The following is a 12,247-nucleotide window of genomic DNA, read 5'->3' on the forward strand; positions in this document are numbered from 1 at the left end:
ATATTAATACTCAGCGAGACTTTAGGACATGATGCAGCAGTGAGACAGCCAAACGCGCCGTCTGGTTCTGATAATCATATTCCGGATTGAGGCCAGCAATATCGACTACCCTGACTTTGTTGCTGGCCATTGCTTGACTGAGCACCATTTCAACCACAGCCAAATTAACACCGAAGACCCGAGACAGGCTCACGCCGCCAGCAATCGATGAGGAAAATACTGATAGGTCGATACTCAGGTGGATATGATCGACATGATCAAGGTATTTCGCGACGGTCGCCTGAATTCGCTTACGATTTTTCATCCTCATTTCACTATCAAGCAACCACTGTGCCCCCAGTTCATTGGCATAGGCCATGGTCGCCTTGGTATTGATATGGTCGCACATCCCCAACCCCAAATAGTGAAAAGCACGGTTATGAGTATGGCAAAAAGCCGCAACAGAATGAAATGCAGAACCGGATTTCACCGCCAGTGAGCGCCGAAGCTGGAAGTTGGCATCGATATTAATGATGCCGATCCGGTTCCCTTCTAAAAATGGTAACATTTGACTCTCTTCGCCAGAGCTGTCATTACCCGTTTGATTCACAGTATCAGATAATGCCTGATAACTGCCGATAGCGACCTCATGTCCTCCGCCGAGCATCACAGGTAAGTGACCCAGCTTGAGCATGGCGCACAACTTGGCGTATTGGGCTGAACGCATGGTATCAAATTCATCTTCCTTGACACCAAAGTAGCTCTGAGCCTCTATCACACCCGCATCATAGATCGGCAATGCCCCTGTATACGGGACTTTTAATAGTATCTGCCTGATACTATCAGGTCCCTCTTTGGCTCCGCTGTAGATATCGTAATCACTCAAGCTCAAGTCACTGGCGAGCCCCAATATTACCGCTCCAACCTTTCGTTGCTCTGCATAAGGCTCAATCATGGCTCTAGGATGCGTATTAACGGGGTGACCTAGGAAGGGAAGTGGAAACCAACGTTTTACATGCAGCATGATTGCTCCTTATGTACGGTTATAAGTCCGGAGGCAACACCCTCGCCGCCTGAAGGACTGAGAAAATTATCGCGTTCTTACTCTTTTGAACCCGCTCTTGCGGTGCCATTACACTCACCGCCCCAACAACTTTGTTGCCGGTAAATACCGGGGCACTCACCCCGGAAACACCAACGTCGTATTCTGAAGTACTGATGGCGTAGCCGTCTTTTTTTATCTGCGTCAAATCTTGCAACCAATGGGTAACGTCATCGGGCTCTGTAATACCAAAATGATGTAATGTTGCCATTACCCTTTGTTCTGGCAGGTAAGCCAAAATCACCTTAGCCGAAGCACCACGGATCAACGGCTGGCTCTGACCTTCCTCATAGGCACAGCGCAATGCGTGGGGACTATCAACCCGAGCCGTACACAAGGCCCTGAAGCCTACCGGCACCAAATAAGCGGCCATCTCTCCAGTCTGTTGCTGGACCCGTTTAAGTACCTGATGTACCCCGCTCGAAAGCGGGGAGAACTGCTGGAAGTTTCGCAGCAGTTGTAACGCCGCCGGGCCAATGCTGTAACAACTTTGCCTCGGGCTCTCCTCAATTAGGTTCCAGTTCTTAAGGATCACCAAATAGCGGTAAACGCTACTTTGCGGCATACCTGTATGTTCACTTATTGCCTGTGCGGTTACAGGTTCATTTTCTGATGCAATGTGCATCAGTACCTGAAGCAGCTTCTCGTTGGCATTTAATTTATATTTATCGGCTTTCAAATCGTTTCCTGTCGATTTCATCTGGTTAGGCGACACGTTCAATAGCTACCATCGCGCCGACCCCTTTATTTACACGCAACACTAACCATGATTCAATCATCATTCTTACAGAGTGATAACTACTATAATAAAAAAGCAATTCATTATCACATTGTGATAATTAAATGAACGACAAAAAACGCCGACCAAGTGGCCGGCGCTTTAGCTATCTATTCAAGAGAGTAAGGCTCAATGCTTTTTACGCGTCAGATACCAGCAACTGAGCGAAGCCAGCGTCACCATCACCACACCTTGCCAAAATGTCATCCCCAAGCTGATGCCGAAAATCAGGGCTGAGAAAAAAGCGGATAGAATGGGCGTAAAATAAGACAGTGTGGCGAGCAGCACCATGTTTCCGCCGATAATGGCAATGTTCCACAACCCATAGCCACCCGCCATAGCAACCGCAGCCAATACCAAGTTCAGCAGCGCTTCGCTACTCCATACCATTGGCGGCTGATCGGTCAGTAAATATTTCACCCAAAGCGCGACCGCTGTGGCAATGAAGAACCAGGAAATCGCATTCTGACCATTTGCCAGACGCTTGGTGATATTACAGTAGATCGCCCAAATAAATGCACCGCTAAATGCCAAGGTATAGCTAACCGGGTTGGTTGCAACATTCTCTACCAGTCGGGTTAACGATAAGCCTTGATCGCCGGAAACAGTCCAAGCCACCCCAAAGAAAGCCATTGCCATCGCCGGATATAATAATTTACTGACAGGCTGCTTACTGACTACAACTGCCAGCATGACCGTCAAGGCTGGCCAGAGGTAGTTGATCACACTCATTTCGATGGTCTGTACCCTATCGTTAGCCATCCCCAACGCTAATGCCAGACACATCTCGTAGCTAACGAACAGTCCACCACCAATAACGAGATACCGAGGAGAAAACCGAGTGAGTTTTGGCGCACCCACCACTACCACCAGCAATACTGAGCTCAGAGTGTAAATCATTGCCGCGCCACCAACGGGTCCCAACTGTTCAGCAACATTTCGGATAAAGGCGACAATGGTGCTCCACAGCAGGATTGCGACACATCCAGCCAAGGTATATTTGTGTTGAGAAAACAAAAAAACCACCACAACTAAACAAAGGAAAGCGACTAGATTATCAAGCTTTTAGGCAAGGCCGCTAACCTATTTTGTTATCGATTCACATCAACACGTATACACGCATGATTATTGAGGTCTTTGTGTTTGATTTGTGACCGTATGAGCAATGCTGCAAGTGCAACTAGTGTAGCATTTAACTTATATACCCAAGTGACTTCAATCTACTGGATTCAGAGCCTCATCATTGTGTTCAGTTCAAGGTTATTCAACAAAGAAATGGGCGCATTGATGGACTCCCATAGGGCGAGTTTGCTTGGGTATATATAAGCATCAGTTGGTCATATCAAGCGCTATCACTCGTTTTATGTGATTTTTCACCAAAACGCTCTGAATGATAAGGTGCACAACGGCGTATCCGCCGTGACGTATTTTGGTGAACAGTAAAGTCCCCCCTTAAGGAAGTCGACCACAAATAATAAATCACATACCAAGGAGCTATGTTGTATGTCTACACTGACACAAAGGAGCAATACGTCCCAGGGCACACCAACTTACCCAGGCCAATCAACCGTAATTCATGGTAATGGTGCCGTCGCGCATGTCATGGATTATGTTTGTGGTGGTGTTATTGGATACCCCATCACCCCTTCGACTGAAATATCAGAATTATACGAAGCTTTCAGGGCGCAAGGTGGTTGCAATGTTTGGGGACAACACCCCTTTTTCTTCGAACCGGAAGGCGAGCATTCAGCACAAAGTGGTGCATTGGGGGCAGCTCTGACCGGCGGAAAATACATCTCTAATGCTTCATCCAGCCAAGGTATCCTTTATGCTTTGGAATCTCACTATGTCACGGTGGGTAAAAAAACTGCTGGCTTCGTGCTTCATGTTGCTGCGCGTTCGGTCTCTCGTCATTCATTGAATGTCATGGCCGGGCATGATGATGTTTACGCCCTGCTTTCTGCAGGCTACACCACCCTGTTCGCCAGCAACGCGCAGGAAGCTGCGGATCTCGCGGCGATTTCATACCGAGTCAGTGCACAATCGCTGATCCCGGTTGCCAATACCATGGATGGCTTTGCCACCAGCCATATCCAAAGTGAAGTGAAGCTTCCCGAGCCTGAATTACTCAAACAGTACCTTGGTGATCCGACCGACCGTATTGTGGCACCAACCGAAGCGCAGCGTATGCTTTACGGTGCCAAAGGACGAGTGTGGCAGCTAGGTCAATTTATCGACAAATACCAAGACCAGTTCTGGCCAGAAAAGCTGCGCGATTTACAAGGCTATATTGCCAGCAAAAGTGACGAGATTGAAAAAGACAGTGAAGGTCAACTCATCGACTCGACCAACACATACTTGCCTGACGGCCTACAAAAGAAATGGCAGCGAGCTTGGCTCAACGCCTATGAAAAAGACACCCGTCAACGTGTTCCTGCACTGGTTGATACCCACAATCCAGGCCTCACCGGTGGGGTACAAAACCAGCCTGATTATCAAGCAGGGATCGTCGATCATCGCAGCCACTTCCAGAATGATGTGCCCCAGTTCATCGAACAAGCAATGCAGGAATACGGCGAGCTAACCGGTCGCTTCTATGAGCCTGTGATGGACTTTATGTGCGACGATGCCGACTACGTGATTGTAGGCCTTGGCTCGGTCACCGATGATGCCGAAGCTGTCGCTGCGCATTTACGCAAGCAAGGACAGAAAGTCGGTGTCATTTCAATCAAACAACTACACCCATTCCCAGAAGCACAGATCGTCGAGAAACTCGCAGGTAAATTAGCGGTAACCGTTCTTGAGCGTTGCGATGAAACCCGCTTGACTGCACGTATTTCCCGCGCGCTATTCAAAGCACAAGAAAACGTGCAGAAGATTCGCCATCAAGGCATCAAACCGCTACAGCATATCCCGATGGTCAACACGGGTATCTTCGGACTTGGCGGTCACGACTTACAGCCGAATCACCTCATCGCCGCATTCGATAACATGCGTGAAGAAAACACCAAGCCATTCTTCTACCTGGGTAGCCAATTCTTTGATGCTAAGGCAACCGGCGAGCTTAAACTGATTCAGGATCGACTGCGCGAAGCTTACCCTGATACCGAGCTAATGGCATTGGAAACTGGCGAGAACCCTAACCTGCTGCCAGAATCGGCTATGCGGGTACGTTTCCACTCTGTCGGTGGCTACGGCACCATTGCAACCGGTAAGTTGTTGACCGATATCCTATCCGGTGCGTTGGGGCTGCATTCTAAATCGATGCCTAAATATGGTTCGGAGAAAAGTGGTGCGCCAACCAACTTCTTTATCACGCTATCGCCTGAGCCAATAAAGATCACCAATGCCGAGTTACAGCAAGTTGAAATTGTCCTGTCGCCAGACCACAAAGTGTTTATGCACACTAACCCACTGGCCGGCTTGACCCGCAACGGTACCTTCATTCTGCAAACCCACCACGAGCCAGAGCAGGTGTGGCATGAAATTCCTGCCAGTGCGCGCCAGTTCATTCGTGAAAACAATATCAACTTCTATATCGTTGATGCCTTTAAGGTCGCCAGAGAGCAAGCACCATCCGCTGACCTTGAAATCAGGATGATGGGCATTGCCTTTATCGGTGCGCTTTGTGGTCACGCTACTCAAGTCACCCAAGGTGCTGACGAGTCATCGATGCTCGAGCGTATCACCCAGCAAATTGCCAAGAAGTTTGGTGCCAAGGGTAAGAGAGTTGTTGACAGTAACATGGCGGTGATCCGTGAGGGGATCCACGCGACCCAGCAGGTTTGTTACGCCGATTTCAACGATGTTGAGGTTGAGGCAACCGCGGCATTAACTAGCGAAACACCAAAGCAGAAACAAGCCAGCTGTGGCCTGTTCGATCCATCCTACTTCAGTAATATCGCAGGTCAGCACTACGCTGATGGCACTATCGGTGAAGCCCCCGTCATTCCAGGCTCAGGCATGTTTATGCCACCAGCCAGCGCGATCACCAAAGATAAAGGCCTGTTCAGGCTCAATGCTCCTAAGTTCGACGCTGATAAGTGTACAGGGTGTATGGAATGTACCATTGCCTGTCCTGACGGCGCGATCCCAAATGCGGTACATGAACTGCACGATATCCTGTACGTGGCGATCGACAAGCTCAATATCCCGCCGATGCAGCGTGATGGCCTGAAAGCGAAAATGCCACCCATTTTGGATGCAGTGCGCCAGTACTACCGCACAGCACCTAAAAACGAATCACTGCCACTGCACCAAGTCGTTGCCAACGTGGTCGACACCATGACCTTCGACGACCCTGCTGTCACTCAGCAAATGGCCGGTATTTGTGTCACATTGGAGTCGCTACCTGTCAGCCGCACCAAACCGTTTTTCGACGCCATGGAGAAAGCGGTTCCCGGCAGCGGTGGGTTATTCTCAGTCGCCATTGACCCAAGCAAGTGTAGTGGTTGCATGGAGTGTGTTGATGTCTGCGGACCTAACGCCCTGCAAAAAGTACGTCAAACCACTGAAATGAATCAGCAAATGCACGAGCTGTTCACTACATTGGCTGACATGCCAAACACCCCAGCCCGCTTCTTGCAACAAGGCATCACCGATGCCAGCGAATCGAAGCGTCTGTTGCTTGATCGCAGTAACTACTATGCCATGAGTTCTGGCCACGGTGCGTGCCGTGGATGTGGTGAGGTCACAGCACTTCGCCTTGCAACCTCAATCAACCGCGCCTTGCAGCAACAACGTTATCAATCGCACATTGCTAGCCTTGAAGACATGATTGAGAAGCTGGAAGATAAGTGTGAATCACTGGTTAATATCGAGGCAGAACAACCACGTGCCGAACGTATTGCCCGTACCCTCAAAGTACTAGAGAAACGCTTGTTCCACTTCGAGCACGGCCCAACAGGTAACGGTCCATCAGATGCGCTGATTGCCAACGCGACCGGTTGTAGTAGTGTCTACGCATCCACTTTCCCGGCCAACCCATACAATGACCCATGGGTGAACAGCTTGTTCCAAGACACCCCAGCGGTTGCCAAAGGCTTATTCGAAGGTGAAGCAGCGAACCAACTTGAGCAGTTCAAGGCGCTACGTGCCGCCAAGCTTGAACTTGAAGATATGTACGATGCCAAGGTGCATGATAGCCAGCTTCGCTATCTGGAGTGGAGCCAACTATCCGATCAGGAGCTCGGGCTCTTACCGACCGTATTCAGTATCGGTGGTGACGGCGCGACCTATGACATCGGCTTCGGTGCTCTATCGCGTTTGCTGTCTACCAGCACCCCAATCAAGGTACTTGTACTCAATACCGGTAGCTACTCCAACACCGGTGGTCAGGCATCCACCTCCAGCTTCACCGCACAGGACTCCGACCTCAGCCGCTTTGGCAGTGCCCACAGTGGTAAGCAGGAATCGCGTAAAGAGCTGGGTATCATTGCGACCTTCCACCCGAAAGTCATGGTGGTACAAACCTCTACCGCCCTGCAGGGCCACTTCATGTCTAACTTGATGGAGTACCTGAACTATCAAGATGCCCCTGCGCTGTTTGATGTCTATACCCCATGTATGGGCGAACACGGTATTGCCGATGATGCCAGTACCCGTCATTCACGCTTGGCGGTTGAAAGCCGCATGAGTCCGGTCTTTGTTCATGACCCACGTAAGGGCGAAACTTTATCCGAGCGCTTCTGTATCGAAGGAAACCCTGAACTGCAACAGGATTGGGCAACCCATACCATCAGCTATATCGACAACGATGGTATGACCCAGTTGAAACAAGTGCCGTTCACCCCTGCTGACTTCTCACTCTATGAAGGACGCTTCAAGAAGCACTTCTCCCCTGTAACCGAAGATCACCACGCCATTGAAGTAGCTGAATACGTTGCAATGAGTGCAGATGAGCGCAATGGCAAAACGCCGTTTATCTGGGCAACCGACAAACAGCAGCACCTGATCAAACTGCAAGTTTCCAGCTCAATTGTCGCCTTGACCGAAGAGCGGTTACGCAACTGGCATATGCTGCAATACCTGAGCGGCCAGCATGTCACCAACATTGACCAACAATACCAACGGCAAATCAATGAGTGGAAACAGCGTTACCAAAGCGCGATGGATAGCAACGAGCAAACCATCGAATCTATCGCCAATGGTTTGGCTGAGTTGGCTATGGCTGCGTCACCGAATGTCACCAACGCTATTCCGGTCACCCAGATAGAGTCAGGTTCCACGGCTCCACAAGCATCCAGCCATGCTGACGGTGCCCTGCCGCTCGTTGTCATCAATGAGGATGACAAGGGTCAATGTACCGACTGCAAGACCTGTTATCAGCAATTAGGTGAGTTGTTCGAGAAGACCACGATTGTTGATAACGGTGAAGCCAAGATCATCAGCCAGGTGATCCCTAACGCACTGGAAACCGTTCAGCTCAGCGATGAGATAGTGAAGCGTGCCTCTCGCATTGCCGATGAGTGTGATGCCGAGATCATTCACTTCAACGCACCTGCATCGGTGGAGGTGTAGCTATGAGCGAACTAGTGACTAAGTCGGAGTCGACAAAAGCTGAGTCGACTCCATCTAGGGTGTCGCAATCCCAACGGGAGCTGATGCTAAAGCGCATGGAGCAAAACCCACAGCGTTTCCAGCAGATGGTGATCGAGGAGAGTATGCAGCTCATCCGCGAGACACTGAAACAAGGCAAACTCTCTGCTGAGTTTACCGAGAAACTGTGGCAACTATTGCTTGCTAACAATGAACTCAGTGTCGCGTTACAACGCTATTTATGGCGTATTCCACTCAAACAAAAGCGTGCTTTTGTTCAGGCATTGGATACCCATCTATCTGGCCGCTACCCTATGTTCAAAGGGCTTTCCGTCGGATGGCCCGGGAGCAACAACATACCGCCATACGTGCGCCCTGCCGAAGAGCGCAACAAAGACTTTGACTTGGTAAGCCAAGGCTACCTAGGCTACATGGGACTGGGTTATAGCCTGCGCGAAGTCGAATTATTCGTATGGCTAGAAGTGATCCGCGATAAGCAGTGCGAAGATCGTCCATGTGAAATCGGCGTTCCGCAGTGCGACCGTAACGGTAACCCAGCAGAAGAAAATGACGGAGGGTGTCCGGTCAAGATCCACATTCCCCAGGTGCTCAACCTGATGGGTGAAGGCCGCTTTAAAGCCGCATTCGAGCTGGTTCGCGACGCTAACCCGCTGCCGAATGTCACCGGCCGGGTCTGTCCGCAAGAGCTACAGTGTCAAGGGGTGTGTACCCATAATGACCGACCAATCGAAATTGGCCAGTTAGAATGGTTCCTCCCCCAGCGAGAGCGCGAGCTATCCAACGGCGAGCCCCCCAAACCGGCTGACATCAACCCTTGGGTTGCCGCGACCAAGCCACCGGTCGCCATTGTCGGCTCAGGGCCTTCAGGGCTGATCAATGCCTACCTGCTCGCCAAAGCGGGCTACCCCGTCACGGTGTTCGAGGCATTCCATGTCTTAGGCGGCGTGCTGAGGTACGGGATCCCTGAATTCCGTTTGCCTAACCAATTGATTGATGATGTGGTCGAGAAAATTAAAGCGCTCGGCGGCCGCTTTGTGGCCAACTACATAGTCGGTAAAACAGCGACGCTTGAAGATCTGAAACGCGCAGGCTTTACACGTATTTTCGTCGGTACTGGGGCGGGTTTACCGCGCTTTATGAATGTACCCGGCGAGCATTTGCTGAACATTATGTCGGCCAATGAGTTCCTGACTCGTGTCAACCTAATGCATGCAAACGAACCTGACTACGAAACGCCAATGCCGGATATGAACGGTAAGGAAGTGATGATCATCGGTGGTGGTAACACCGCAATGGATGCCGCCCGAACCGCCTGCCGATTGGGTGCTAATGTCACCATTGTCTACCGCCGTACCCAGCAAGAAATGCCAGCTCGTGTCGAGGAGCAACACCACGCGCTCGAAGAAGGAGTTGTGCTCAAAGAGCTACGCTCACCTTGCGAATTCAATGGCGATAAGAACCATACCCTGGCCAGTGCCAAACTTGATGTGATGGCGCTCGGTGAGCCTGACGCCTCAGGCCGGAGACGCCCACAGTCTACCGGTGAATTTGAGCTGATGAAGGTTGATTTTGCCATTATGGCTTTGGGCAACAGCTCGAACCCAATCGTAAAAGACGCCAACCCAGACTTGAACACCTCCAAGTGGGGCACATTACTGCTCAACAAAGGCTCGCAAGAGACATCACTAAGCGGTGTCTATAGCGGCGGTGATGCTACCCGTGGTGGTTCTACCGCCATCAAAGCAGCCGGGGACGGACAGGCAGCGGCAAGAGAGATCATGGGGCAACTTGATTTCAACACCAAAGAAGTTGAGGGTCTGGTGGCACAAGCCAGTCGATATACTGACATTGGCCAAGCCGCACCTAAAATCGTCAAACGTCGTCAATTGACCGATGAAATTGTCGAGTTTACCATCACCTCACCGCTGATCGCCCAGTCGGCTAAAGCGGGACAATTTGTCCGGGTACTCGCGGATGAAAAAGGTGAATTGATCCCGTTAACCCTCGCAGATTGGGATGCCGAAGCCGGAACCATCGAACTGGTTATTCAGGGGCTGGGTACCAGCTCCAAGCTGATCAACCAAATGCAAGAAGGTGACTGTTTCGAGGCCATTGCCGGTCCTTTGGGACAAGCAAGCCATGTGGTGAAACACCCTGACAACCAGAGTGTGATTTTCACCGCTGGCGGGGTTGGCTTACCAGCAGTGTACCCAATAATGCGTGCCCATCTGGAAATCGGTAATAAGGTCACCCTTATCTCTGGTTTCAGAAGCCAAACCCATAGCTTCTGGACTGCAGAAGGTGACAAGGTGGAGAACCTTCGTGCGGCCTACCCAGAACAACTGGAGGTCGTTTACGCCAGTAATGATGGAACATTAGGTATCGAAGGGTTTGTGACCAATCCGTTGGAAGAGCGCTTGATACAACATCGAGAAGCGAATGACGCGAATGCCGAGCAAACTATTGCAGAAGTGATCACCATAGGTCCGCCTATGATGATGCGCGCGGTGAGTGATCAGACCCTAGGCTATGAAGTGCCCTGTGTTGCGAGCCTTAACTCCATCATGGTGGATGCTACCGGTATGTGTGGCGCGTGTATGGTGCCTGTCATGGAAAATGGCAAGCTGATCCGTAAACACGCCTGTATCGATGGTCCTGAAATCAACAGCCATGTCATCGACTGGGACAAGTTCTTGCCAAGGTTTAATCAATTTAAACCTCAAGAACGCCAAAGTCAGATAGCACATAAATTGATTGAGGAATAAGCGCCCTATCGGTTTCCTATAACCTCGAAAGGATCTCACTGTTTTAAGTGAGATCCTTTTTTATATTGAGTATGGTCGCCTCACCCCTAAAATAAAGCTGTTCATTATCCAAACAACCTGTATAGTGTATGAAGTTCTTGTAAATAAGCTGTTAAAGAACAGTCTACTGCAAACCACCTCTCAGTTATCTTTAGATGCCCTTCGTTTAGCGCCTGTGATTGCTTCATTTATTGTTTTTTAGTGGCATCTCATGCTTGCCAATTGCGTTAATGAAGACTATGAACGACTTAAACAACGGTAACTTTGAAATGGTTTTATGAGGCTAAAAGCTGCGGTTTAATATCACAAGATAATGTCGGTAATGCTGTGTTTTTCCATAATAAATTTAAGTGCGATGGGGAGATTACACCATTTCTATATTTCACCTTTTGTCATTACCATATTACACGAAAGACTTAGGAGTCTGATGTCTAGAAGAACAAGTCGCCAGAGATTCTGGTACAAAAAATCATGTGATGAAAAATCACAAATAACCAAAAGAAAGTATGTTTAAAATAGAATTTTATTTAGAGAGCGAAAAAAAATATTGGTCAACAGAAATACACCAATTGAATAGCGATATCTTACGCCGTCACATTTATCCAAAGATAGACGCTAACCTGTATGACCTCCAGTTCTCATACTCTGAGCCCGATAACCAAGGAAACATCTTGTCAGAGCATGGCATCAAACTGGGAACCTTTAAAATCACGTAGTAATCACTTTTTAATGATGGGGTCAAAATGAAAAAAAGTCAGAAGAAATCATCCAACAAGAAAAACATACCGGTTGAAAACCAGAATAAAAGCGCGAATATGACACGAAGAAAAATTGAAGATATCCTTGATAAGCGCGAGTTTGATAAATTATTCAATATGTAATTACGCTGTCAAATTCCCCCTGCAAAAGGGTTAAAATCACCAACACCAAAACTAATGTCTTTGCATGCAGGCAGACGTTGTCGGTGATCGGAACCCAACCAAGACAAACAGATCGGCATTTGCTAGGAACTGCAGCTCAAGCCAC

6 protein-coding genes are annotated in these 12,247 nt (G+C 49.4%); 3 read left to right on the top strand and 3 right to left on the bottom strand.

What is annotated here, in order from left to right:
- Positions 1–10 precede the first annotated feature (10 nt).
- From ACVA53_RS03995 to yddG, 3 genes are all read right to left on the bottom strand, one after another.
- Positions 11–1,003 (bottom strand): arginase family protein, encoded by a 993-nt coding sequence (locus tag ACVA53_RS03995; protein WP_446504542.1) that lies wholly within the window; start codon positions 1,001–1,003, stop codon positions 11–13.
- A 19-nt stretch (positions 1,004–1,022) separates the two neighbouring features.
- Complete coding sequence (locus tag ACVA53_RS04000) at positions 1,023–1,781, bottom strand: IclR family transcriptional regulator (RefSeq protein WP_446504543.1); 759 nt, start codon at positions 1,779–1,781, stop codon at positions 1,023–1,025.
- Positions 1,782–1,988: 207 nt separating this feature from the next.
- Entirely contained in the window at positions 1,989–2,876 is an 888-nt protein-coding gene (gene yddG, locus ACVA53_RS04005; protein WP_255041730.1) for an aromatic amino acid DMT transporter YddG, read from the bottom strand.
- Between the two features lie 486 nt (positions 2,877–3,362).
- On the opposite strand from yddG, the gene ACVA53_RS04010 reads away from it, so the two are divergent.
- The 3 genes from ACVA53_RS04010 to ACVA53_RS04020 all read left to right on the top strand — a co-directional run bounded on the left by ACVA53_RS04010 (position 3,363) and on the right by ACVA53_RS04020 (position 12,102).
- The gene (locus tag ACVA53_RS04010; protein WP_255041731.1) at positions 3,363–8,378 is read left to right on the top strand and encodes a 2-oxoacid:acceptor oxidoreductase family protein; all 5,016 of its coding nucleotides are present in this window, start codon (positions 3,363–3,365) and stop codon (positions 8,376–8,378) included.
- A gap of 2 nt (positions 8,379–8,380) precedes the next feature.
- Positions 8,381–11,182 carry a sulfide/dihydroorotate dehydrogenase-like FAD/NAD-binding protein gene (locus ACVA53_RS04015; RefSeq protein ID WP_446504544.1) on the top strand — a complete coding sequence of 934 codons (2,802 nt, stop codon included), beginning with the start codon at positions 8,381–8,383 and terminating at the stop codon, positions 11,180–11,182.
- A gap of 782 nt (positions 11,183–11,964) precedes the next feature.
- Positions 11,965–12,102: an adenosine deaminase gene (locus ACVA53_RS04020; protein ID WP_255041738.1), complete on the top strand. Its 138-nt coding sequence runs from the start codon at positions 11,965–11,967 to the stop codon at positions 12,100–12,102.
- Positions 12,103–12,247: the final 145 nt, after the last annotated feature.

It is taken from the genome of Photobacterium sp. DNB23_23_1 (assembly GCF_052873815.1).

What these genes read in the sequence shown, in the direction of transcription:
- ACVA53_RS03995 (WP_446504542.1), bottom strand. Translation starts at nt 1,003, where the DNA reads ATGCTGCATGTAAAACGTTGGTTTCCACTTCCCTTCCTAGGTCACCCC.
- ACVA53_RS04000 (WP_446504543.1), bottom strand. Translation starts at nt 1,781, where the DNA reads ATGAAATCGACAGGAAACGATTTGAAAGCCGATAAATATAAATTAAAT.
- ACVA53_RS04010 (WP_255041731.1), top strand. Translation starts at nt 3,363, where the DNA reads ATGTCTACACTGACACAAAGGAGCAATACGTCCCAGGGCACACCAACT.
- ACVA53_RS04015 (WP_446504544.1), top strand. Translation starts at nt 8,381, where the DNA reads ATGAGCGAACTAGTGACTAAGTCGGAGTCGACAAAAGCTGAGTCGACT.
- ACVA53_RS04020 (WP_255041738.1), top strand. Translation starts at nt 11,965, where the DNA reads ATGAAAAAAAGTCAGAAGAAATCATCCAACAAGAAAAACATACCGGTT.